General features: G+C 60.3%; 20 protein-coding genes and 4 pseudogenes. 19 read left to right on the top strand and 5 right to left on the bottom strand.

The features are described 5' to 3' along the window. The first annotated feature begins 11 nt into the window (after window positions 1-11). Together EC86_RS28000 and EC86_RS0121575 are read left to right on the top strand one after the other, a co-directional pair. Entirely contained in the window at window positions 12-317 is a 306-nt protein-coding gene (locus tag EC86_RS28000) for a hypothetical protein (RefSeq protein WP_198026769.1), read from the top strand. Next, window positions 296-2,377 (top strand): recombinase family protein, encoded by a 2,082-nt coding sequence (locus EC86_RS0121575; protein WP_029525308.1) that lies wholly within the window; start codon window positions 296-298, stop codon window positions 2,375-2,377. The genes EC86_RS28000 and EC86_RS0121575 overlap by 22 nt, the downstream gene beginning before the upstream one ends. A gap of 6 nt (window positions 2,378-2,383) precedes the next feature. On the opposite strand, the pseudogene istA reads toward EC86_RS0121575, so the two are convergent. Next, window positions 2,384-3,148 (bottom strand): annotated as a pseudogene (gene istA, locus EC86_RS0121580) (IS21 family transposase); the annotation flags it as partial. 72 nt (window positions 3,149-3,220) lie between these two features. Here istA and EC86_RS0121585 point away from each other — a divergent pair. The 6 genes and pseudogenes from EC86_RS0121585 to EC86_RS0121610 all read left to right on the top strand — a co-directional run bounded on the left by EC86_RS0121585 (window position 3,221) and on the right by EC86_RS0121610 (window position 7,755). After that, entirely contained in the window at window positions 3,221-3,736 is a 516-nt protein-coding gene (locus EC86_RS0121585; RefSeq protein WP_156955437.1) for an ISAzo13-like element transposase-related protein, read from the top strand. Between the two features lie 39 nt (window positions 3,737-3,775). After that, window positions 3,776-3,919 (top strand): annotated as a pseudogene (locus EC86_RS28005) (IS4 family transposase); the annotation flags it as partial. Window positions 3,920-4,097: 178 nt separating this feature from the next. Further along, window positions 4,098-4,343 carry a helix-turn-helix domain-containing protein gene (locus EC86_RS0121595; protein WP_029527932.1) on the top strand — a complete coding sequence of 82 codons (246 nt, stop codon included), beginning with the start codon at window positions 4,098-4,100 and terminating at the stop codon, window positions 4,341-4,343. Window positions 4,344-4,357: 14 nt separating this feature from the next. Then, a complete protein-coding gene (locus EC86_RS0121600; protein ID WP_198026868.1) occupies window positions 4,358-5,629 on the top strand; it encodes a type II toxin-antitoxin system HipA family toxin in 1,272 nt (423 codons plus the stop codon). Between the two features lie 1,613 nt (window positions 5,630-7,242). Then, entirely contained in the window at window positions 7,243-7,434 is a 192-nt protein-coding gene (locus tag EC86_RS0121605) for a hypothetical protein (protein ID WP_029527934.1), read from the top strand. Window positions 7,435-7,437: 3 nt separating this feature from the next. After that, window positions 7,438-7,755 carry a hypothetical protein gene (locus tag EC86_RS0121610; RefSeq protein ID WP_029527935.1) on the top strand — a complete coding sequence of 106 codons (318 nt, stop codon included), beginning with the start codon at window positions 7,438-7,440 and terminating at the stop codon, window positions 7,753-7,755. A gap of 159 nt (window positions 7,756-7,914) precedes the next feature. Here EC86_RS0121610 and EC86_RS0121615 read toward each other — a convergent pair whose 3' ends face one another. Continuing rightward, entirely contained in the window at window positions 7,915-8,253 is a 339-nt protein-coding gene (locus EC86_RS0121615) for a hypothetical protein (protein ID WP_029527936.1), read from the bottom strand. 205 nt (window positions 8,254-8,458) lie between these two features. Between EC86_RS0121615 and EC86_RS0121620 the strand changes: the two genes are divergently transcribed. The 3 genes from EC86_RS0121620 to EC86_RS27255 all read left to right on the top strand — a co-directional run bounded on the left by EC86_RS0121620 (window position 8,459) and on the right by EC86_RS27255 (window position 12,701). Then, window positions 8,459-8,770, top strand: a complete 312-nt coding sequence (locus tag EC86_RS0121620) for a plasmid mobilization protein (protein WP_029527937.1) — start codon at window positions 8,459-8,461, stop codon at window positions 8,768-8,770. Then, window positions 8,760-11,609, top strand: coding sequence for a TraI/MobA(P) family conjugative relaxase (gene traI, locus EC86_RS27250; RefSeq protein ID WP_051676240.1), 2,850 nt, complete (start codon window positions 8,760-8,762; stop codon window positions 11,607-11,609). Before EC86_RS0121620 ends, traI begins: the two co-directional genes overlap by 11 nt. Window positions 11,610-12,269: 660 nt before the next feature. After that, window positions 12,270-12,701, top strand: coding sequence for an endonuclease domain-containing protein (locus tag EC86_RS27255; protein ID WP_198026869.1), 432 nt, complete (start codon window positions 12,270-12,272; stop codon window positions 12,699-12,701). 2 nt (window positions 12,702-12,703) lie between these two features. Here the strand turns inward: EC86_RS27255 and EC86_RS29080 are convergent, their stop codons facing one another. Continuing rightward, entirely contained in the window at window positions 12,704-12,889 is a 186-nt protein-coding gene (locus EC86_RS29080; protein ID WP_156955439.1) for a hypothetical protein, read from the bottom strand. A 703-nt stretch (window positions 12,890-13,592) separates the two neighbouring features. Between EC86_RS29080 and EC86_RS0121645 the strand changes: the two genes are divergently transcribed. From EC86_RS0121645 to EC86_RS0121665, 5 genes are all read left to right on the top strand, one after another. Next, entirely contained in the window at window positions 13,593-14,615 is a 1,023-nt protein-coding gene (locus tag EC86_RS0121645; RefSeq protein WP_029527941.1) for a DNA-binding protein, read from the top strand. Between the two features lie 389 nt (window positions 14,616-15,004). Next, complete coding sequence (gene tnpA, locus EC86_RS0121650; RefSeq protein WP_029523700.1) at window positions 15,005-15,340, top strand: IS66 family insertion sequence element accessory protein TnpA; 336 nt, start codon at window positions 15,005-15,007, stop codon at window positions 15,338-15,340. Next, window positions 15,340-15,726, top strand: coding sequence for an IS66 family insertion sequence element accessory protein TnpB (tnpB, locus tag EC86_RS0121655; protein WP_029528140.1), 387 nt, complete (start codon window positions 15,340-15,342; stop codon window positions 15,724-15,726). The genes tnpA and tnpB overlap by 1 nt, the downstream gene beginning before the upstream one ends. Window positions 15,727-15,731: 5 nt before the next feature. Continuing rightward, window positions 15,732-17,318, top strand: a complete 1,587-nt coding sequence (gene tnpC / locus EC86_RS0121660; protein WP_051675644.1) for an IS66 family transposase — start codon at window positions 15,732-15,734, stop codon at window positions 17,316-17,318. Next, window positions 17,315-17,851 (top strand): hypothetical protein, encoded by a 537-nt coding sequence (locus tag EC86_RS0121665; protein WP_029526680.1) that lies wholly within the window; start codon window positions 17,315-17,317, stop codon window positions 17,849-17,851. The genes tnpC and EC86_RS0121665 overlap by 4 nt, the downstream gene beginning before the upstream one ends. 59 nt (window positions 17,852-17,910) lie before the next feature. On the opposite strand, the pseudogene EC86_RS28010 reads toward EC86_RS0121665, so the two are convergent. Then, window positions 17,911-18,084, bottom strand: a pseudogene (locus EC86_RS28010) (ATP-binding protein); the annotation flags it as partial. Window positions 18,085-18,329: 245 nt separating this feature from the next. On the opposite strand from EC86_RS28010, the gene EC86_RS29605 reads away from it, so the two are divergent. Further along, window positions 18,330-20,138, top strand: coding sequence for a Mu transposase C-terminal domain-containing protein (locus EC86_RS29605; protein WP_051676242.1), 1,809 nt, complete (start codon window positions 18,330-18,332; stop codon window positions 20,136-20,138). 170 nt (window positions 20,139-20,308) lie between these two features. Then, a complete protein-coding gene (locus tag EC86_RS26495) occupies window positions 20,309-21,046 on the top strand; it encodes a TniB family NTP-binding protein (RefSeq protein WP_051676243.1) in 738 nt (245 codons plus the stop codon). 70 nt (window positions 21,047-21,116) lie between these two features. Here EC86_RS26495 and EC86_RS28020 read toward each other — a convergent pair. Continuing rightward, a pseudogene (locus EC86_RS28020) lies at window positions 21,117-21,260 on the bottom strand (RtcB family protein); the annotation flags it as partial. Window positions 21,261-21,531: 271 nt separating this feature from the next. On the opposite strand from EC86_RS28020, the gene bktB reads away from it, so the two are divergent. Next, window positions 21,532-22,716 (top strand): beta-ketothiolase BktB, encoded by a 1,185-nt coding sequence (gene bktB, locus EC86_RS0121680; protein ID WP_029527943.1) that lies wholly within the window; start codon window positions 21,532-21,534, stop codon window positions 22,714-22,716. Window position 22,717 lies beyond the last annotated feature (1 nt).

Here is a 22,717-nt window from a genome sequence, read left to right on the forward strand (position 1 = left end):
CGGCGGCTGTCGTGTGCTGCGCAAAGGGTCTGCCCGCGCAAGCCGCGTCGGCATACGAGCGCATTCGCGCCGACGTGATGGCCGGCCAGGCGCGCCCCGACGCCGTGGGCGCCATCGTCTTTCACGGCATGTGGCGAGGGCTTGGGGTACTGCTCGAGACGGCAGCCTCGCCATTGCCACTGCCTTCACCGACCGTGTCGCCGCCATCAGCGGCGACCCCCACCGGCACGCCCGATCGCCAGCTCGTGCGTTTGCTGGCCGACATGGTGCTGGCCTTACAGACAGGAGGTGATCCATGCCCAGTGAGTCCGCCTTGAAGATCGATGCCGACCATCTACGCCGCGACGCGTTCCTGTACGTGCGCCAATCCTCGTTGCGCCAGGTGTTCGAGAACACCGAGAGCACCCAGCGCCAGTACGCGCTGCGCGAGCGCGCGGTCGCGCTGGGCTGGCCCATCGAGCGCGTGCATGTCATCGACAGCGACCTGGGCCAGTCCGGCGCGCAGGCGCAGGGCCGTGACGGCTTCCAGCACCTGGTCACCGAGGTGGCGCTGGGCCACGCCGGCATCGTGCTGGGTCTGGAGGTCTCGCGCCTGGCGCGCAACAACGCCGATTGGCACCGTCTGCTCGAGCTGGCCGCGCTGTCGCATACGCTGATCCTCGACGAGGACGGGGTCTACGACCCGGCCCACTTCAACGACCGCTTGCTGCTGGGCCTCAAGGGCACCATGAGTGAGGCTGAATTGCATATCCTCAGGTCCCGCCTGCAAGGCGGCATTCTCAACAAAGCTCGCCGCGGGGAGCTGGAGATACCCTTGCCGATCGGCCTGACGTACGACGGCCTCGGCCGGGTCGTGCTCGACCCGGACCGCCAGGTCCAGGACACGGTGCGGCTGCTCTTCGATGTGTTCGACGCGGTCGGCTCGGCCTGCGCCGTGGTGCGGCGTCTGCGCGCTCAGCAGGTGCTGTTTCCCCGGCGCATCCGCCGAGGAATCGGCAAGGGCGATCTGCTGTGGGGGTCGATTGACGTCTCGCGGGTGCTGCAGATCCTGCACAACCCGCGTTACGCCGGCGCGTTCGTCTACGGGCGCTCGCGCACCGGATGCAACGCACAGCTCCATCCGGTGCAGCGCGTCGTCGGGCAAAAGGACTGGAAGGTGTTGATCCGTGACGCCCATCCGGGCTACATCGACTGGCCGCAGTTCGAGCGCAATGCGCTGCGGCTGCGTCAGAACCTGGGTTTTGCACCCGGGGAGCGCGGTCGCATGCCGCGCGAAGGTCAGGCCTTGCTGCAGGGTCGCGTGCTGTGCGGCAAGTGCGGTGCGCGCATGCGCGTGCACTACGAGGCGCTTGGCGCCGGGCTTCGTGCCTACTACCGCTGCAGCGAAGAGGTGGTGCGCCGTGCCGGCAAGCCATGCCAGGCCGTCCACGGACCGGCGGTCGATGCCGCGGTGAGTGCCTTGCTGCTGCAGACCGTGGCGCCCGCAGCGATCGAGGTGGCGCTGGCCGTGCAGGACGAAATTGCCCAGCGCATCGGGCAGGCCGCCGAGCGGCGCCAGGCGCAGCTCGAGCGCGCACGCTACGAAGCCGAGCTGGCCCGGCGCCGCTACGCCAAGGTCGATCCGGACAACCGCCTGGTAGCCGATGCGCTGGAGGCCGACTGGAACCATCGCCTACGCGAACTCGATGCCTTGCAACAACTTCAAGATCGCCAACGCCAGAGCGATGAAACCCAACTGGACGACGCGGCGCGCCAGCGGATCGCCGAGCTGACAAGCGACTTTCCCCGCGTCTGGAACGATGCCCGGACCAGCGCCCAGGAACGCAAGCGCATGCTCGCGCTCCTGGTCGAGGACGTGACGCTTGTGGCCGGCCCCAGCATTGCCGTTCATGTACGCTGGCGCGGCGGGCATACCCAGAGCCTGAGCGTGGACAAGCCACGCCCCATCGCGCAGATCCGCAAAACGCCCTGCGAAGTCGTCAAGCTCATCGATGAATGGCTCGATGCCTCAACGGACAGGCAGGTCGCCGCCAGGCTCAACGAACAGGGCCACCGCAACTGGAAGGGGCAGTCGTTCACGTCGAGAACGGTCATGTCCGTTCGCCGTGCCTACCGATTGCGCAGTCGTTTCGAACGGCTGCGAGCGCACGGCATGCTCACGGGCCAGGAGATGGCCGAGCAGCTCGGTGTGTCGTCGACCACCATCCATCAGCTCGGCCGCAAAGGGGTGCTGGCGCGCCACCTGTACGGCAACCACCACCGTTGCTTGTACGAGCCACCAAACGGTGGTCAACTGGTGCGCGGCGTCGGTGGCCGGTACACCAGCCACTGCGCTTCGTTTATTCCCGCTCAACCGTCAACACAAGGTGCAGTATGAAGTCCACGCCTTGTCCTGTGGGTGATAAGCGCGTGCAGGCAGCACACTGCAGCCGTAATGACGGGCAAAGTCCTGCACGCTGTCGGTCAGCAGCGGCTCGTAGCGGTCGGCCTTGGTCACCAGGGCGCGCGGGTTGTCGGGGATGATGAGCTGGGGCACGCCGCCATAAAAATTCAACGCCTGCGCGGTGGCGCCCAGCCAGTCGCGTGCCGTCTGCGCGGCCGTTGCCAGGCAAAAGCAGTAGCCCGACACGCCCATGGCAGCGACGAAGAGGTTGGCGCGGCCCACCTCCTGGCCACCGGCCACTAGTGCAATGGTGGGGCCGGCGTAGTCGATGAACAGCTTCTCGCCAGCGCGGTGGACCTGGCGCATGGAACGCTTGAGGCGTTTGGCAAACTGGCGGTAGTTCTCGCAAAACTGCGAGTAGCGCCAGGGCTTCAGGGGCAAGTCCGCACGGTGCTCGTCGCCGACCTGGGCGCAGTATTCCTCCCACAGCAGCATGAGCGTCACGCCCTTGCGGCCCAGCTCCTGGTGAAGGCGCCCGAAGTCGGCTTGCGCATAGGTCTGGCTGGCGCGAGACGACGCCAGCAGGCGTCGCTCCAGCGCGGCTTCGTCCAGGGCTGAAATGGCCGCCCAGTCCAGCCCGGCGGCAACGGCCAGACCCACGTATTTGGTGACAACACCTTTGGAGAACCCCAGGGCACTGGCGATTTGTTGATGGGACTGTCCACCCTCGAATTTCAGACGCAGGGCGTCTTTGAGTTTGCGCATATTGATCCTTAAGGCGGGCATGAAGCTCTTTGCAAAAAGCATCGAAGCTACACGCCACGCCGGGTTTCGTTTATGCGCAACACCGTGCCGACGGTGTCTACCGCCGTGCCGACAGGCGTGACCAAAAACATCGGTCACGTTCGTCGGAATCAGCGGTCACGTTGCCGGAATCCCTCCGGTCACGTTCACCGGAATGTCGGTCACGATCCCGGAATCACCGGTCACGTTGGTCCGGAATACTCACTCAAACTGGGCACGCCCCCGACAGCCAGCCATCACCTTGGGCTTGATGAGATACGCATCGCGCACTACCCGCCGTACTGCTCCAAACACAACCCGATCGAGCACCGATTGTTTGCACATGTCACGCGCGCCTGCCAGGGCGTGACGTTTCACACGGTGGACATCGCCCGGCAGTTCATGGCAAAAGCCAAAACGGCCGCCGGGCTGACAGTGAAGGTCGAGGTGCTCGGCGGGTTCTACGTCAAAGGCAAAAAGGTCGCGGCAGACTTTCTGGCAAACATGAGCATCGTCTTCGATGTGCATCTGCCCCGATGGAACTACCGTGCCGTCCCGGCCAATGGCTGAGCTTGGGAAGTTATTTCTGACCACATCCTTAACGCTGTGGTGCGCTCGATTGCCCAGCGCGGTGGCTTTCTGGGAAGAAAGCACGATGGCGAGCCGGGCGCCAGAACGATTTGGCTGGGCATGCAGGAGATTTCCGTCTTCGTCGAGGGTGCCCGTTATGCCCGGCAGCTCAACGATGGGTGACTTAATGAATGGTCGCCCCGTCCCAAAATGGCACCTGGAAGTGCCGAAATGCGGAGAATGAAAGTCCTATCAACACTTACTGGATTTCGACTAAAATTTTACCGATAGGTCATATTTAATTGACCCGGTCGCTGTTTATCTTAGAATTTACCGATCGGTTTAATTAAAGGCAGAGTTTATGGATTCCACAGACCTCAGAGCGGGCGTCACCATCTCGTCAACCCAGGAACTGGGCCAGCTCTTGAAGCAGGTCCGCAAGTCGCAGCACATCACGCAGGCCACGCTTTCTGGCATGGCGAACTGGGGCGGGCGCTTTATTGGCGATGTTGAAAGCGGAAAGCCGACTGTGCGGGCTCAAATGCTCTTTGACCTCATCGGCTGGCTGGGTTTGGAAATCGTGATCCGCAAGAAAGGCTCGAAATGACCAGGGCGCTCGATGTGCTGGTGGACGGCAAGCTCATTGGCCACCTTTACGACAGGGACCCGCTGGCCTTTGCGTACTCGGACGATGTCCTCAATGGCCTGTTGCGCTCGCCTTTTTCCAGCGTCATCGCCTTGGCGCCGGGCGACATCGCCACGCCTGCCGTTCTGGCTTACTTTGAGAACCTGTTGCCCGAAGGCGATCAGCGGCGAACGCTCGAAGAACAGCATCACGCGACTTCGGTCTTTGGCTTGCTCTGGAGTGCAGGGTGGGACACCGCAGGGGCCATCGTTCTGCAACCCAGCGGATCGGACTCAAATGTCCCCGCCTATGTCAAGAGCAACTGGACTGAAATTGCACAAATCATTGCGGGTCATGGCCTGCCCCGGGAGTCTTCCAAGGCATCCATTTCGGGGGCGCAATACAAGCTCCTGCTCTGCCTGGACGGGCAATCCAACCCGCTGCTGCCTGTGGGCTCCACCCCGTCGACGCACATACTCAAGCCTGTCATTGAACGCACCGGACAAAAGATCTGGGCCTCCGCCATCAACGAGACCATCATCATGCGCGCAGCCGGCAAATGCGGCCTGCCCATTGCCAACGTTGACTACGTTGCAGCCGTCAAGTCCTGCCTGGTCGAGCGCTATGACCGCTTGGCCAAAAACGGCGTGGTGATCCGGGTCCACCAATCCGACCTTTGCCAGCTTCTCAAAACAGCGTCAGGCGTCAAATACGAGGTCGACGGGGGCCCGAGTTTCGCTGCGTGCTACGCGCGCGTTAAATCCCTCAGCGCGAATCCGCTCATCGACTGCGCCAACTTGCTCAAGTGGCTGTTTTTTAATCTCTACGTTGGCAACAACGACAGTCACGCCAAGAACGTCTCGATGCTCTCCACCAGCGATGGCGAGCGGCTCGCGCCGTTCTACGACTTGATGACCACCACGGTCTACCCCGGTTTTTCAACGCACTTTGCCTTCAGCATTGGCGGGACATTCAAGCCTGGCGAGATTGGCCCCGGCGAGTTGAAAGACCTCGCTGATTCGCTCAATGTGTCTGAAAAATACATGCTTAAGCTGGCCAAGGAAATGGCCGACCTGATCAATCCGGCCATCGAGGCGTCGATCCTGGAGCTTCAGGCCCATTTTGGTCACCCCGAAAAGACCATGGCTGAGCGTCTGGGCCATGAGGTGGCCAGCATATGCAAAAAGCGCAGTGCCAGGTTTCTTGCCCGATCGGCTTCGCCTTTCCCAGATGTCGGCTCCACGGCAAAAGACAAACGCGCGTCGTGAACCGGCTTGCCACGCACGCGCTTGGGCATTTTCAATACAAAAATATCCATCAGGTGTAATGCCCGTCAGTTAAGTATTCACTGGCGGCGTTCTTGTCGAGCACTCCGGTGAACGTATACGGAACCGGACACGCTGGCGAGTCCTGCTGCCCCCCGTCATTACCACTCCAACGAAAACACCCGCGCTGCAGCTTTATCTTCCGTGTGTGCCTTGATGGCCAAGGCTATGAGCACAAGGAACTCACGACCTACCACCCGTTCATCGAAGCCGAAAATGGTCCGCCCGCGACATGGTTTTCCGAATCCGAGGGACTCATATCGGAACGGAACACGCTGGCGAATTTTCACGCGCGAGCGTCATATCCACGTACACGAACAACTCCCCGGCGGCAGCAACGGCCCCGCCCCGCCTTGACGGCTGCGCAACAACATACGGGACCGACAAAATAATTCATGAGAACGATTGTGTGTGGACGATAGATTCGCCGTTGCCGTGGTTCAATTTCGGTCTCGGCATCAAACAGTGCGAGATCGGAGGTTCTGCCGGCGTTCATGCGGGGGGCGGGTGAGGCTCTTGGCGGCCAGTCAGCCGTCTGGTCCGAAAAATTGCCATTGCCGCCGACAAAGCTGCTCTGGCTAACCTGAATGGTGCGTGCTGGTGAATTGCACACCTGTCACGGAGCCACTCGAGTCTGCTGGACGCACAAGCTGCTGCGGCAAAAAACGAGCCGAACAGCGATAACCTTTTTGGCCACCATACTGGCTTTCGCGTGCAAGGCAACATCCGTCCAATTTCTGAACGGCGCCAGGGCAGGGCACCCGAACGCAATCGATCATCGAGATCGTCCATGCCTTGACGCAAGCGAGATGGCATCCGGTAGCGGTATCGTGCCCCGCAATTGCCCGCCAAGCATTGGTTTTTGATTCGTGGCCACCACCTTTACTGGCGTGATTGCTCTAAAATTTTTAACTGAAGGCATGATGGCATCATCGCAAAAGCTGTGTTCGGGCGCTGATGAGCAGTGGGTTTTCATGTGTTCGACTGCCCCGAATTGACGCTGCTACACAAGCCTGATGTGTTCGCGAGGCCCTACACGTTCGCTCAAGGCACTACGTTGAAGAAATCGAACCCGCAGCACAGGTGCCCATGCGATGGAGCAAATGGCCGTGCTGCCAGCGATGCTTTGCGCCAATTGCTCAGGGCTGGAGCGCCAGTGGCCTCGCTGTGCCTGCAAGCTTGGAATTGGCTGACCCACGCCAGCGCAGTTGCGACCTACTGGTGATGCTGGAACGGCTGACCAGCAAGAATGACTGAGACACTTCTCTCGACAACCAAGAAGTGAATAATATTTCTCGAACTCATCACGCCGCTGTGCTAAAGTTGTTTTCGGTGCTAAACACACCATAAAGTTAGCGGGCAACCTCTCCGTGAACGAGGTTTTTTCACGTCTAGAATTTGCAAATGCGGGGCTTTCCCGCTTTCATGGTTTTGGGCGGGATGGTGCGAACCGCAAGGCCGCACGCACGACTAACTTCGTGTGTTTAACATCCCGTCCACCCGTTGACCTTAAACAGACAGCGTGTGGTTTTCAGTCTCAGTTAGGAGCCGAAATCATGACCAGCATCATCTCCCCGTCTGCCCGCAAGGCCGACCACACCACCGCACCCACGGCCATCACCACCTCGCCCGCCATCGGCAACATCGAACACCACCAAGCCCTTGACGCTGCGATGCTGAAGGCCGTCCGGGCCGCGTCCCTGCTCGAGCACGCCTGCACCGCGTCAGCCACCTACGGAAGGGCTTGAGCCATGAAAAATCATTGCAGTGCTCCGCTGTGTCTGGATGCGTGGGCGACAGACAACTGGAATCTTGACACGCAGCCGGTGGCCATCCTGAACGAAGCCAGCACGCTGCACGAGCGCGTCGCATATTGCCACGGTCTGGCCCATGGGATGCAAAAGGTAGCCGAGCTGCTGTATGAAAACGATTCCGAAGGAGTGGCGAGTGTCGCCGGATTTTTTTTCAGTCAAATCACACCCCTCGTGGCGATGCTTGAGCGTATGGGCGCAGATACCTATACGGCTGAGCGCAAGCTCGCTGTCGTTGCCCCTACCGGGTATCCCTGAGCTGGGCGCATGGCGGAGCAGGCGCTTTTGCTCAGCGCTGCAAAATCCTCCTCGACTGGAATACTGCCAGGCGGTGGGCTAACCTTCCTTGCAATCCGGCGGTCCAGCACAGTGTGGTGCCATGCCGGATCACTGCCCTCGCAAAGGGCTGCTGTCCGGTCAGAGGGCTGACGCGTCTTTTTGCGTATCCACGGGCTTGGCGACGGCAGGCCGCACAGCATGCGGGTCCTGCGAGGCCTGCACTACGGGCTGCTTGCTCGCCGGCCTGGCGCGCTGCAAATAGCTCTTGAGTGTTGGCGTCGCCACATCCAGGCCTTCGCCGCGCAACACCTTGGAAATCTGGTCGAGCGTGTAGCCACGCTTTTGCATCGCGGTGATTTCCTTGGCCAGCACCTTGACGGCTTCTTGCTTGTTGTGCTGCTGCTTTTTCTTTTCAATTGGCGGCATAGCGCGCAACTTCAGTGCGATGGCTTCGAGCTGTTCGGTCGTGTGGCTCACTGGCTTGCTCCTTGAATTTTTGACTGGTTGAGCTTGCAGCATAGCAAATTTGTAAAAATTGCGCAATGTTGTTAGCATATGCAAATAAAGCAGCTTACGAAATCTTTAACAGGATGGGCTTTGTAATACATATGACTGCTGATCAGCTCGAAGGCGCCCCACGCCGGGAGCGTTTTACTTTCTCAAGTTGGAAGGAGACAGGGCCATGCCATTCGAAACCAAGGGCGCGCAAGCGCTGGACGGAACGCTCAACCTGCGCGTGACGTCCGAGGAAAAAGCCCGGCTCCAGGAGGATGCGGGCTTTGCGGGCTTGAGCATGTCCGAGGTCGTGCGGCGCCGCTATTTCGGCCGGCCCCTCATCGCCGATGCCGATGCGGTGATCATCAGGGAGCTGCGGCGCATCGGCCGACTGCTCCAGCAAGGCCATGCCCAAAGCAATGCGGAGCCCAGCGAACCAACAACGGCAGCGCTGGCCGAGGTTCGCGCCTGCATTGAAAAGCTGTCGCATGATCGTTAAAAAAATTGAGTCGGACCAAACCAAAGCCAAGGCCGCGAGCATCCGGCACCTCACGGACTACATTCGCGCGCCCCAGACCATCAACCCGCAGGAAAAAGTTCTGTATGCCGGAGGGTGCGGTTTCCTGTGCGCCGGTCACAAGAGCCAGCAGGCCGAGATGATCGCCCTGGCCAACGAAGCGGTCCGAAGCAAAAACCCAATGACCCACTTTATTTTGAGCTGGCGCGAAGGCGAGCAGCCCAGTCCGGAGCAGGTCGAGGAGATTGTCGGCCTGTTCCTGGACGAACTGGGCTTGAACGCTCATCAGGTGATCTTTGGGCTGCATCAGGATACGGACAACATCCACCTGCACCTTGCTATCAACCGCGTGCATCCGGACACCCTCGCGGTGGTGGAGATCAACAAAGGCTTTGACGTAGAGGCGGCGCACCAGGCCATTGCCCGGATTGAACATGTTCAGGGCTGGCAGCGTGAGCACCATGGTCGTTACCTGGTGCTCGATAATGGCGACCTTGGGCGTGAGCATGTCGAGCCGGATACACCTCGCCAGCCCGGCCAGCGCAAGCGGGATATGGAAAACCGCACCGGGGAAAAGTCCGCCGAGCGCATTGCCATCGAGCAAGGCGCTCCCCTCATCGAGCAGTCTGGTAGCTGGGCCGAGCTTCACCTGGCGCTGGCAGCGCGGGGCATGCGCTACGAAAAGGCGCAGCGCGGTGCGGTAATTTTTGTCAACGAGGTGGGCATCAAGGCCGGCAGTGCCGACCGCCAGGCAAGCCTGCCGCGGCTGCAAAAGCGGCTGGGACCCTATGCACCAGCGCCGCTGCTGCAGCAAGCGGCAGTGCGTGCGCCTGAGCCGATCCGCAACGATGTGTTTGGATGGGAGCGCTACATCGCCGGCCGCAAAGCGCATCACACAGACAAGGAAGCGGCCATGGGTGAGGAGCGGCTGCAGCAGGAGGCCGAACGGCAGGCGATGTCTGTGCTGCACCAGGCTAGGCGCCAGGAGGTGCTCAGTGGCAACTGGAAGGGAAGGGGCGACGCGCTCAACGCCCTGCGCAGCGTACTGGGAGCGGAACAAGCCGCGGAAAAGGCGGCACTCCATGCGCGCCACCGCACCGCGCAAGAAGAGGTGCGCCGGCGGTTTCGGCCCTATTCCGACCTCGAGCAGTGGCTCCGAGATGGGCAGCATCCGGAGCTTGCCGAGCAGTGGCGACACCGCGCGCGCGAGCCCGCGCGTATCGAAAGCGGGAATGGTGGGACGGCGAGGGTAACGCAGGGGGTAAAGGACGCGCCAGCAACGCCGCAAGACATCGGGGACTACCGCGCGGAGCGACGTGGCCGGCAGGTGCACTACTTTCGCAAGGAAGATGCCGGCAAGGGCGGGCAGGCCGCTTTCGTGGACCTCGGTAAACGCATCGAGGTCCACGACTGGCGCCATGCGGAGGCGACACTGGCTGCCATGCAGTTGTCGGCGCGCAAGTGGGGCTGCATCAAGGTGACGGGCAGCGAGGACTTCAAGGCCCTGTGCGTCCGGCTGGCCGCAGCGCATGGTTTGACGATCAGCAATCCGGAGTTGCACGACAGGATCGCGCAGGAGCGCGAGCGGATACAGCGGTCACTGCAAGCGCGAGCGCAAGAGGAGGTGGCGCAGCCAGCGCCACGGGCGATGGCTTCGGCCCCGATCGAGCAGTTCGAGCGGTATGCTCAGGCGGTCGATGCGCAGCGCTACCGTGTCACGTCGGTGCGCTTGAAGCCGGGCGGCGGGCGGATGACATTCTTGCTGGATAAAAGGGCAGGGCTTAGCAAAGGGTTCACGCCCGAGGAGGTGCGCCAGCGCATGCCGGGGATACAGCGCCTGAGCGAGCGCGGGGAGGGGATTGACTACACGCCGCTGTCGGCCGATAAGCATCACGTATTGATCGACGCGATGAGCCAGGCGCAGCTGGACGAGTTGCTGCGAGGCGGCTACCGTCCTGCAGTCGTGCTGCAAACCAGCCCGGAGCGATTTCAAGCCCTCATCACCGTGCACAAGTCAGGCGCTTCGAACGACGAGGAGGTGGGTCGCCAACTCGCCAGGCAGTTGAACCTTGAATACGGCAACCCGGCTCTGCGCGGCGGCTGCATCCAGCCGCATCCGGCTCCGGGATTCCCTGCGCGCGAGGTCACGCACCGGCAGGCAGATGGCATCTTTTGGGAAGTGCGCCTTATCCAGGCCGAGCGCTGTGAGTGTCCCATGACGCTGGCGCTGGCATTGAAGATCAGCACCGAGGACGGGTCGCAGGCTTCGCCGCAGGTGAGCCAGGAAATCGTGAAGGCGGTGGTGCCGCCTGAGCGCACGCGGCCGCCAGGTTCTACGCTGGCCTTGGCCACAGCTGGGACTCCTACCCATTCTTCTACGCCTGCCATTGATGCTTACTGGCGGCATTACCAGGATATGCTCAGTCGCCATACCGCGGGGCAGGTCAACCTGTCGCGCGTGGACAGCATGATTGCCGTGCGCCTGCGCGTGACCGGCCACGCACAAGCAGCCATCGCGCACGCCTTGCGGCAATGCGCCCCCGGCATCCGTGAAACGCTGGAAACGCGTGACTGGCTCGCCTACGCCAGGCGCTCAGCGCGCTTTGCGTACAGTGCAGCGGGCGACTTGCAGGCGGCCGAGCTTGAAGTGCACCGCCATGAGTGGCAGATGCTCGAGGGCCGCAACGAGGCGCACACGGACGAACAATCTACGGAGCAGACGGTGCTGCGCTCACTCAAGGCGCTAAAAGAAATTGAGAGAATGGAAGCGCTTGGGCGCAAATCACCGAAAACTGGTGCGCACCCAAAGCGGATCGGCTAGAGGCATACCGCTAGGCCGCATTGGATGGAGCACACGAACGTCGTCCCGGAGACTTCGTAGTCCAATGCTTTGAGCGCGAGAGGCGGGGTACGCAGATAGGTCTCTTCCTTTGTCGGACTAGCATGCGGGGACTGCTCTCCAGGAGGCCAGGGTTGACGGCGGACAGGAAAAAAGGAAACAGGGACGAATACCGGAAAACTGGGAACTGAGTTGAGGACAAGGCTACTGATCGATGACTGAAGTCCGGCCGTTGGATGAGCCGGTCTTGCATCATGCACAGCGTCATGCCGCCCGATCTGCCGTGTTGATCATGATCGGCATACTGCTCCAGGTTGATCTGATCTGAAGGCGGCTTTGCATGGCGTCTTCCCTTCGTTACCATACCTCTTTGGGATCGAAGGCGCCTTCGGCCCGCAAGGGATTCGAGCGTTGCCCACAGGACAAGAAAAAACTGGACTAGTGCAAGCGCTAAACGCCCCCGCTAACGCGCTCACTTTCTCCAGGCAGGCCAGCGCCGTGTGAGAATTCACTGTGGAGGAACGCGACATGAATCAAGTCAAACTTGTCCTTGAGTTTTACAAGGTTGCCAGTCCTCTGATACTTGCTGAGGAGCAAAACAAATGGGCGGCGGACCCTAGCGCCTTTGCTGAGTTGTTCCGCATGAGCCCCATCGAAAGCGCTGTGTGGGAGCGCATCCGCGAGGCCCGCGCGGTCTTTTATCCGCAGTACCCGGTGGACAAGTTCTTTGCCGACTTCGCCAACCCGGTGGCCCAGGTAGCCATCGAGTGCGACGGCCTGGAGTTTCATCTGGACAAGGCCAGCGACGCGCAGCGGGACGCCCGGTTTCACGAACTGGGCTGGACGGTTTACCGCATACCGGGTCTGCTGTGTGTCTCTGAATACAACCTGCTCGAAGAGGCGACCGAGGACGAGGTGCAGGACCCGTTTACGCTGCGGCTTATCCGTGCCATCGCCGACCAGCACGGCCTCATTCGAGGCAACGCCTTGCACCGTCCGATTGAAGAAGAAATGCAAGCCTGTCTGCGTTTGTCAGCGCAGGGCGAACTGGGGACGCTGGGCATCATGCCCTGAGGCTACTTGTCTTTTTCAGCGCCGGCGCCTGGCCGCGGACTTGAGCCAGTTTGTCCCTCGGGATCCATAGCGGGCTCTTGCTCTTGCTGCTGCGGGTTCAGTTGCCTGCTGCGGTTGTCTTGGTTGGCCTTGAAGTCTGGCTGAAGCGGGTCTTTCACACGGCTACGGTCGTCGTTGGGCGTAGGCATGCGGGCCTCCTTCTTTTAAGTCGGCAGTATCCCGCCACCGATGCGCAGTAAACGTGACAGGAGGTGAATTTGCCAACATTTCGCGCCGCAATTGCTTCTGAAAAGACGTCCAGAACTCAAAAACGATGCGTTGCAAGCGGTTCTGCAGTGAAACCGCTGTCAATGACTTTGCCTAGCTGAGTGAGCGAGCTAGCACAGTATAAATATTTTCAATTTAGGCTTGAATATCTCAAAAGTTACTAGATTTGACATTTATATCCTAAGTCAAATTAATTGGTGAACTGCTATGAACACTGTTGAAAGTTCTATTGTTTCTATTGACAACGATTTGATAAACATTGTTCACATCACTAGCGAAGACAGTATGGATGCGATGTTTGTTTATGCACCGAGCGACCTTGCATTCACCCTGAATTCCAAAGTGGCCTGTAAGTCACCGCTCAAGGTATTCATATGAAAGACATTTCGCATTCGGCGACCTGGGCTTTGTGCTTGAGTTCTATGCGGTGCGAGCGTCCCGGTACGGTATCCCGTACCGGAATGACGAACCGGAATGACGAACCGGAATAACGAACCGGAATGGCCGTACCGCCGGGCGAAATGGATCACGCAGATTACCGGCCCCCCATCTCTGCTTGCAGCTCAATCATTCAACCATTCATTTCATTGCCGCTGGCGGCTTGCATACCGAAGGAATTTTCCCATGGCAAAACTGACATTTGACGAAGTAGCTCAGAAAGCGGAGCAGCTGGTTGAGCAAAACTTGAAGCCGACTGTCAAAGTGGTCCAGGCTGCTCTCGGGGGTCGGAGCACTGACGATGTTGGAAAACTCCTTAAACAATGGCACGAAACCAAGGCTGCCAGCGCACAAAAGATCTTTCTCATGCCCGATACGGTCGCCGCTGTCATTCACCTCGAAATGGAACGGCGCACAGTCGAGGTCGAAACCCGGGCTAATGTACGAATTGCACAGGTAAGCGAAAAAACGGATGAGCTGCTTGATGAACTCAAGGAACTGCATCAAGACGAGCGCAACGACTGGGCCAGGGAGCGGGTGCAACTGCAGACTGACGCAGAGTTGGGGCGCCGAAATTCGTCTGAAACGATGCAACTGCGTGCCCAAGTGCGCCAGCTTGAACTTGATTTGCAATCTCGCACAGTTCAGCTCGATGTTTCAATTCAAAAGATCAATGGCTTGGAAGTCGCGGCTGCTTCCGTGCAAAAATTGTATGAGCAGACGAGAACCGCTGAAGTCAACGCCGATGTCCAGCGCAGGCTACTGGAAGAACTGAAGGATTTGCATCGCATCGACAAGGGTACTTGGGCTGAAGAACGCAATGAGCTGAGAAAAGACGCAGAAGCAGGACGCCGCAATTCAGCTGAAAAAGTTCAATTGTGTGAGCAGATAAGCAAACTCGAAGCGCAAGTTCAGAGCGCTAGCGCGCGATATGATAAATTGTTTGCACAGCAAGAGGGGCTCCAGCTTATGGCCGACTCAGCGCAGGAGGTCGAAGAACGGGCGCGAGACGCAGAAGCTGCCGTGAAGGCCATGCAAAAAGAACGGGATCATTTCAAAGTTCTGGCCACGACGAATGCACAAATGGTTGCCCCTTTTTTGGATCACATGGAGGCCGGTGGTCAAGGACCAATGATCGCCATGGCAGGACAGCCTGCGATGCAGGCGGTTTTCAAAGAAGCCAGCCAGCTTCGGTCTGCTGATTCTTAGGAAGCGGTATCCAAGGGCATCGCTGCCCTTCGAAACCGCCTGACGTCATCGATACCTGCCGGGCGCGAAAAGCCAGCGCCACTGACTTGCTCGCCCGAGCCATCCATGCGGCCCGGCTCGGTCTGCCAGCACCGACTCTGCCGCCCATTCCCATGCAATTGCTGGGCCAGCATGGGGCTCTGGTGGGGATGTGAACGTAGGGTTCTAAACGACTACGGCTCATGAGCTTTTGCAGCCACTGGCAGTCCTGCACGTCGCTCTTGCGTCCGGGAACGTACTTCATCTGCCGAGTATCGACCAGCCGTAACCGGTAACTGAACGGCGTCCTTCCTTGCAAAGGTGTCGCCGGGAACAATGCCTTCATCGATTTACGATGAGGAGCAACAGCGATGCAAGCCATGGTCAACGAGGGCGTAAAGCGCCGTCACCGTTTGAACGAGCAAGCCTGGCTCGAAGCGTTCAAACGCTTTGAAGGCGCCGGATTGACGGTAGAGGCGTTCTGCCGCCGTGAGGGTCTGTGCCGCAGTAGCTTTGCCCGCTGGCGTTCGCGCTTGCTTGGTGGGGCTGGCGTGCCTCGCCAGCTCAAGCAGGACGCCCAAAGCCAGGCACCGATGGCTTTCGTCGATTTGGGTGTGATGGGCTCGGGTGCGCCCGCGCCCTGCCCGGCGCTGGAGTTGCGCCTGGACCTCGGCGCGGGTCTGACCCTCACCCTGGTTCGGCGCTGATGTTCTTCCCCGAAGGCCAGATTCGCGTCTTCCTTTTTGGTCAACCGGTGAGCATGAGGCTGTCCTTCGATGGCCTGTACGCACTGGCGCGGCACGGGCTGCATCAGGACCCGCTGAGCGGGCATCTGTTTGTCTTCGTCAACCGCCGCGCCACGCAGATGAAGGTGCTGTACTTTGACCGCAGCGGCTGGTGCGTGTGGGCCAAACGACTGGAGGCCGGGACATTCTTGCGTGACTGGAGTGCGGTGGTTCACCGCGAGATGGACTGGACGGCGTTGAAACTCATGCTCGAGGGCATCGAGCCCAAACGGCAGTACAAGCGCTATCGCAGCCCGCGCAATTGGGGACAATCCTGTGCCGTACCGCAGGCGCCCTCGGTAACATAAGGTCCATGTCTTTGACGCTGACGCCCCGAGTTCCTGATGCCATCGCGGTGGCTGCGCTCGGGCCTGCGAAAATAGCGCAGATGCTGCAGAGCCAGGCCGCGCAGATCGAGGAGCTCAAACGCCAGATCGAGTGGTTCAAGCGCCAGATCTTCGGCAACAAGCGCGAGCGCTTTGTGCCCCAGGTCGATGCGCAGCAGATGCACCTCGGCCAGTTGCTGGGCGATCTTGCACAGCCTGGCGATCAGAGCGAAACCACCCAGATCGTTCCCGCCCACAAGCGCCGCCGGACCGTCAGCGACTTTAGCGATGAGGGGGCTGCGGCGGCGACATTCTTCGACGAGGCCAAGGTGCCGGTGCAGGTCATCGAGGTCCCCAACCCCGAAGCACAAGGTCTGGCGCCCGAGCAGTACGAGGTCATCGGCGAGAAGGTCAGCCACCGCCTGGCGCAGCGCCCAGGCAGCTTTGTCGTGCTCAAGTACGTGCGCCCCGTGATCAAGCGCCGCGACACGCAGACCCTGCACTGTCCGAGCGCGCCGCTGGGCGTCATCGAGGGCAGCCGTGCCGACGTCAGCTTCATCGCCGGCGTGTTGCTGGACAAGTTCCGCTGGCACCTGCCGCTGTACCGCCAACACCAGCGCCTCCAGGAGGCCGGCTTCAAGACCAGTCGGCCGTGGTTGACACAGCTGGTGCAGCAAGCGGCACAGTTGCTCGAACCCATCTACACGGCGCAGCTCGAGTCGATCCGTGCCAGCCGCGTCATCACGATGGACGAGACCCCGATCAAGGCCGGTCTGGGCGGCGGCGGCAAGATGAAGACCAGCTACTTCTGGCCGGTTTACGGTGAACATGACGAGGTGTGCTTCCCGCACTTCGAGTCACGTCGCCATGAGCATGTGCAGCAGGCCCTGGGCCTCAAACGCAAACCGGGCACCGTGCTGCTGAGCGACGGCTACGAGGCCTATGCCAGCTACGCCAGCAAGAGCGGCATCACCCACGCTCAATGCTGGGCCCACTCCAGGCGAGCGTTCTTCGAAGCGCAGGGCGCCGAGCCCCAGGGGGCGGCCGAAGCCTTGCGCCAGATCGGCGCGCTCTACCAGATCGAGGACGATATCCGCCAGGCCAAGCTCTCGGGTGAGGCCAAGCGCGTGCATCGTCTCACCCACAGCAAGCCTCGGGTTCAGGCATTCTTCACCTGGGTCGATCAGCAGTTTGAACAGCAGGGCCTGTTGCCGAAAAACCCGTTGACGAAGGCCTTGGCCTATGTGCGCGAGCGTCGTGCGGGGTTGTCGGTCTTCCTCGAAGACGCTGACGTGGCCATCGACACGAACCACATCGAACGTGCCCTGCGCCCGATTCCGATGGGCAAGAAGAATTGGTTATTTTGTTGGACGGAGGTGGGCGCCAAGCATGCCGGCATCGTGCAAAGCCTGATCGCGACATGCCGGCTGCACGATATCGATCCATACACCTACCTCGTCGATGTCTTGCAGCGCATCAGCATGCAGCCGGCGCAGCGCGTGCATGAGCTCATCCCGCGGCTGTGGAAGCAACACTTCGCCGAGCGTCCCTTGCGTTCGGATCTGGCTCCATGAGCGAGCTGTCCCAGGCCCAGGTCGTCCAGGCGGTCGTTTCTGTGGAACGCATGAGCGCTGCACAGCGCGTGCAGCTGGCCGACGAAATTTATCTGCGCCAGCCCAACTTGCTGGCCTCGGTGCTGGTGCTCGAGCGCATGGGCGTGAGCCTGCAGCAGCTGGAAGTACCGATTTATATCCTGATGGTGGCCTACCAGGCCATCAAGGCCTCTAGGCTGGACTGGCCCCTCATCACGGAGGACGTCCAGGAGCGCTGCCTGCAGCGCCTCAATGGCAGCATTCGGTTCGACGAAGGTTTGAGTCCCGAGCTTATGCGGCAAGCCGTCCAACAACGCGTCGACGGTCATGCGCAACGCTATCTGCTGGCGTTCGTACACGGATACTTGCGCGATCATGACTTGCTGGCGGTTCGCAGCGATGCCGAGAAATACCTGCTGCTGGCGTCCTTCAATCTCGTCGAATGCATCGCCGCCACCGCGCCCGGCGGCACACCTCAGCGCCGTCCTTCTTCTGGCAAGCAAGCCGCGCCCTGACTCCGACCTTCCTGAGCATTCGGGCTTACGCGTCAACAACGCCGCAGGGTTACCGGTTACAAGGGCAGCGTGACCGTGAACACGCTGCCCTTGCCCAGTCCTTCGCTTTGAGCTTCAACCTTGCCCCCGTGTAGGGCAACGATGTGTTTGACCAGGGCCAGTCCCAACCCCAGTCCGCCTTGGGCCCGGTCGGGCGTGCGCTCTGCCTGGGTGAACAGCTCGAAAATGTGGGGCAGAAGGTCAGTGTCGGTTTACCTTAAGTCTGTCACTTTTACGCCTTAACTTGGCATAAAAAAATAGCTTCAACGTGGAGAAATCCTCCAATCATTGCAGTCTATCTGGTGATTGACTGCTCACTACGATGGGTGATTGTGAATTGATCAGCCTTGAGAATTGGCACCTTGTACATGTCACATGCCTTGCATAACGCACCTTAAGTGTGTCACCATGTGCCGACCAGTCTGTCGGAGGATCAGCAATGAGGCAATTGTCGGTGGTACCCGATGCAGTGGCGGTTTGTGCCGACCGACTGGTGGCCATCGTGCGCATACAAAGCGATGGCAAAGTCGCCATTCGTGATCTGGCAAATGGTCAATTGCGGACAACAAGCGCGGTAGCGCTTAGCGCGCCACCCATTGCATCTGGTCTGAACGCAGATAGCGCTACAGCCCTTCATGAGGCAACGGACTCCCAGTGGGAGGACGCTCGGCGCCGCGAGTCAGCCGTCATCGCGATTCTCCAGACCAACGATGTGGCTCAACATGTCTCGCGCGTCGCCGCTGAATTCGGTGTGTCACGGCGCACCGTCTTTCGATGGCTTGCCGTGTATCGAGAAACGCCACAGACATCTGCCTTGCTGCATCGCCCGATGGGCCCACCTGTTGGAGGCAGGCGCATTGACGCGCACCTTGAGCGCTTGATCACCGAGGTCATCAATGATGTCTACCTCACAAAGGTGCGCGCAAAAAAGGAGGAGGTCGTGCGCATGGTGCATTTGCGCTGTGCCGCCCAGGGCTTGAAGCCGCCTTCCCGTAAACCCATCCTTGCCCGGCTCAAAGCTCTCGACCCCAGAGAAGTGGCCAAGGCAAGACTGCAGCCGGGCGAGGCTGCATCGCTGAGCGACTTTGTGCCAGGACAGTACCGAGTCAACCGGCCACTTGACGTCGTACAAATTGACCACACGCGTGTCGATCTGATCGTCGTTGATGAAGCAAGACGGCTTCCCATAGGGGGGCCATGGCTGACGCTGGCCGTGGACGTTGCAACCCGTGTCATCGTCGGGTTTTACCTGTCGCTGGAGGCGCCATCATCGACTTCCGTGGCGCTGTGCCTGAGTCATGCAACCTTGCCCAAAGAGCTTTGGCTCAAACAGCGGGGCCTCGACTGCAACTGGCCCGTCTGGGGTCTGCCCCAGGCGGTGCATGCCGACAATGGCGCCGACTTCACCGCAGCAGCACTGCGCCGAGGATGTGACGAACACGGCATCCGGTTGATACTTCGCCCGGTCGCAACGCCCCATTACGGTGGGCATATCGAACGCCTGATCGGAACCCTGATGGGCCGGGTTCATCTTTTGCCAGGAACCACCGGCTCCAATCCGCAAGACAAGGGCGACTATCCCTCTGAGGCGCAGGCACGAATGACCCTGAACGAGTTGGAGCAGTGGTTGACACTTGAAATATGCGAGCAATACCACCGGCGCATCCACAAAGGAATTGGCCAAAGCCCCTTGGCCGCATGGCAGACGGCGGCCAATGCCGACGATGCAGTCCCACGCTCCTTGCCTCATCATCCAGATCAATTCACCATCACTTTTTTGCCATTTTTGCAACGCAAACTGCGCCGTGATGGGCTGCATGTTTTCAACATCCGGTACTGGGACAACGTGTTGCCAGCGATCGTGCCGCTTGGCGCGCCGCTCACCGTTCGCTATGACCCGCGTAATTTGTCCAGGATCTACGTCATTGGCCCGGACCAGCGATATCACCCGGTTCCCTACGCCGATCTGTCATTGCCGCCGATTACCTTGTGGGAACAGCGGGCCGCAGTGGCCTATTTGCGCGGTGACCGTGACAATGCGCCAGCTCAGGCGGCCATCTTCAAGGCCGTGGTCGCACAGCGCGCTTTGATCGCCAATGCCACGGCCAGGACAAAAGCCGCCCGTCGGCAGTCACAGCGCCAAAGCAATGCCCAATTCGCTACGATGGACCGATCACGTTTGGGAGAAAGCGCTGTGGACTATTCCGAGCCGGTATTGCCATCTGACGCAGAAGTCTGGGATGACTGAATGACACCGAACCTGAACCGTTTGCACGCGGGCGTCTGGTCATTTCTTGAGGACTCCACCGAGGAGCGCGTAACCCGGCTGTATTCCCCCAAGTGGGTTGCCTATGCGCGCGGCAACGAAGCGCTGGCCAGGATGGGGCATTTGACTAGAACCATCCGCCCAGCGGGCGCATGCCCTGCAGGCTGCTGCACGGCGACAGCAACATCGGCAAAACCATGATTGTCGAAAAGTTCCTTCGCGACAATCCCAACGTGTGCAATGACTTGAATGAGGTTGAAGTCAGGCGAACCGTGCATCTGCAGATGCCAGCCAAACCGTCCGACGACAAACTCTATGCACAGATCGTCGAGGGACTCGGGATACAGGCGCCCATCAACCGCCGGGGCGTGGACATGGAGCTTCTGGGCCTGCGGCTCTTGCATCGACAGCCACCGAAAATGATGATCATTGACGAAGTACACCACCTGCTGGCCGGCACGGTTCGCGAGCAGCGCCAGCTGCTCAACCAGTTGAAATTCATCAGCAACGAGTTGCGTATTCTCATTGTTGCGCTGGGCACCAACGAGGCGCTGTATGCCATGCAGACGGACCCGCAGATCGCCTCATGCTTTGAGCCGTTTGCCTTGCCCAAGTGGCGTGAAAGCAGTGAATTCCGGGCCTTCGTGGTGAGCTTCGGGCGGCTGCTACCGCTGGAGAAACCGTCGCCATTGGCGGACAAGGCCATCATCCAGAAATTGATGAGCCTGAGTGCTGGTTTGACGGGCAAGGTCACGACGTTGCTGGTGCAGGCGGCGGAACTGGCAATTCGTCAAAGAACCGAGTGCATTACCCTGGATTTGATTGAACAAGCCGCTGCATCCGGAATCTACAAATACTTGCCTGTGGGCCTTGAGGCCGAGTCGTTTTGAGCGGCTGCTTGCCTTCGGTGACAGCGCAAAGGTAGCATTTGTGCCAACTTAAGGTGCAAAAGTGACAGACTTAAGGTAAACCGACACCAGCGGTCTGTGCCATTAGGTTGGACAGGCTGAACCGCTTGCGCGCTGTAGTTCGGCTCGTCATCCGGTCCGCGCCGTGGCTGCACGACCAGTACGACTCTGGATTTCCCTTACTGCGCACGATGAAGCTGCGGGCATTCTTCCCTTGTAGCGCTCATCCGCCTCACTGAACTGAGCCCAATGCGCCATGACTGACTTAAGTCATTAATCATTTATAAAATAAATAATTTATAATTATAAAAGCCGAATGGAAATTCGACTTATCCAACTCCATACGCTTTAAGGCTTTGCCTATCTTTTGGCTTCTAGAAACGTCAGGACTGAACCGATGCCTCGCGGGCATGCTTCTTGAAGCTGATCAGATTTCATTCCTTAACCTAATTGAAGAAAACCTAGCCATGACCCGTGAAGTAGTCGTTGTCAGCGGTGTGCGCACCGCCATTGGAACGTTCGGCGGCAGCCTCAAAGACACGCCGCCGACCGAGCTGGCCGTGCTGGTGGTGCGCGAATCGCTTGCGCGCGCCGGCGTCGAAGGCAAGGACGTCGGCCACGTGGTGTTCGGCCATGTCGTCAATACCGAAGCCAAGGACATGTACCTCTCGCGCGTGGCCGCCATCAACGGCGGCTGCGCCGAAGGCACGCCCGCGTTCAACGTCAACCGCCTGTGCGGCTCGGGGCTGCAGGCGATCATCTCGGCCAGCCAGTCGATCTTGCTGGGCGATGCCGACATCGCCATTGGCGGCGGCGCCGAGAACATGAGCCGCGGCCCCTACGCCAGCCTGGCCACGCGCTTTGGCGCGCGCCTGGGCGACACCAAGCTGGTCGACATGGTGGTCGGCGCGCTGCACGACCCGTTCCACACCATTCATATGGGCGTGACGGCCGAGAACATCGCCGCCAAATGGGGCATCACGCGCGAAGAGCAGGACGCCATTGCCGTCGAAAGCCACAACCGGGCCCAGAAGGCCATCGAGGCCGGTTACTTCAAGGAGCAGATCGTCCCGGTCATGCTGAAAAGCCGCAAGGGCGAGGTCGCCTACGACACCGACGAGCATTTCCGCCCCAACTGCACGCTGGCCGACATGGCCAAGCTCAAGCCCGTGTTCATCAAGGAAAACGGCACGGTGACTGCCGGCAATGCCTCGGGCATCAACGACGCCGCGGCCGCCGTGGTCTTGATGGAAGCCGGCGTTGCACAAGCCCGTGGCCTCAAGCCCCTGGCCCGGCTGGTGGCCTACGCACACGCCGGCGTCGATCCAAAGTACATGGGCATCGGCCCGGTGCCCGCAACGCAGATGGCGCTAAAGAAAGCCGGCCTGACGGTGAACGACCTGGACGTGATCGAGGCCAACGAGGCGTTTGCCGCCCAGTCCTGCGCCGTCACGCGCGACTTGGGCCTGGACCCGGCCAAGGTCAACCCCAACGGCTCGGGCATCTCGCTGGGCCACCCGGTTGGCGCCACGGGCGCGCTCATCACCGTCAAGGCGCTGCACGAGCTCAAGCGCATCGGGGGCCGCTACGCCCTGGTGACGATGTGCATCGGCGGCGGGCAGGGCATTGCGGCGATCTTTGAGCGGATGTGAT

The sequence above is a fragment of the Polaromonas glacialis genome (assembly GCF_000709345.1).
Lineage (GTDB): Bacteria > Pseudomonadota > Gammaproteobacteria > Burkholderiales > Burkholderiaceae_C > Polaromonas > Polaromonas glacialis.

Bases quoted from the DNA above. Each gene is read 5' to 3' on its own strand.
- EC86_RS0121665 (WP_029526680.1), top strand. From the start codon at position 17,315: ATGAGCGAGCTGTCCCAGGCCCAGGTCGTCCAGGCGGTCGTTTCTGTG.
- EC86_RS0121645 (WP_029527941.1), top strand. From the start codon at position 13,593: ATGGCAAAACTGACATTTGACGAAGTAGCTCAGAAAGCGGAGCAGCTG.
- EC86_RS0121620 (WP_029527937.1), top strand. From the start codon at position 8,459: ATGCCATTCGAAACCAAGGGCGCGCAAGCGCTGGACGGAACGCTCAAC.
- EC86_RS0121595 (WP_029527932.1), top strand. From the start codon at position 4,098: ATGGATTCCACAGACCTCAGAGCGGGCGTCACCATCTCGTCAACCCAG.
- EC86_RS29605 (WP_051676242.1), top strand. From the start codon at position 18,330: ATGAGGCAATTGTCGGTGGTACCCGATGCAGTGGCGGTTTGTGCCGAC.
- EC86_RS0121605 (WP_029527934.1), top strand. From the start codon at position 7,243: ATGACCAGCATCATCTCCCCGTCTGCCCGCAAGGCCGACCACACCACC.
- tnpA (WP_029523700.1), top strand. From the start codon at position 15,005: ATGCAAGCCATGGTCAACGAGGGCGTAAAGCGCCGTCACCGTTTGAAC.
- EC86_RS0121610 (WP_029527935.1), top strand. From the start codon at position 7,438: ATGAAAAATCATTGCAGTGCTCCGCTGTGTCTGGATGCGTGGGCGACA.
- EC86_RS0121585 (WP_156955437.1), top strand. From the start codon at position 3,221: ATGCGCAACACCGTGCCGACGGTGTCTACCGCCGTGCCGACAGGCGTG.
- EC86_RS0121575 (WP_029525308.1), top strand. From the start codon at position 296: ATGCCCAGTGAGTCCGCCTTGAAGATCGATGCCGACCATCTACGCCGC.
- tnpB (WP_029528140.1), top strand. From the start codon at position 15,340: ATGTTCTTCCCCGAAGGCCAGATTCGCGTCTTCCTTTTTGGTCAACCG.
- bktB (WP_029527943.1), top strand. From the start codon at position 21,532: ATGACCCGTGAAGTAGTCGTTGTCAGCGGTGTGCGCACCGCCATTGGA.
- EC86_RS27255 (WP_198026869.1), top strand. From the start codon at position 12,270: ATGAGCCCCATCGAAAGCGCTGTGTGGGAGCGCATCCGCGAGGCCCGC.
- tnpC (WP_051675644.1), top strand. From the start codon at position 15,732: ATGTCTTTGACGCTGACGCCCCGAGTTCCTGATGCCATCGCGGTGGCT.
- traI (WP_051676240.1), top strand. From the start codon at position 8,760: ATGATCGTTAAAAAAATTGAGTCGGACCAAACCAAAGCCAAGGCCGCG.
- EC86_RS29080 (WP_156955439.1), bottom strand. From the start codon at position 12,889: ATGCCTACGCCCAACGACGACCGTAGCCGTGTGAAAGACCCGCTTCAG.
- EC86_RS26495 (WP_051676243.1), top strand. From the start codon at position 20,309: ATGCCCTGCAGGCTGCTGCACGGCGACAGCAACATCGGCAAAACCATG.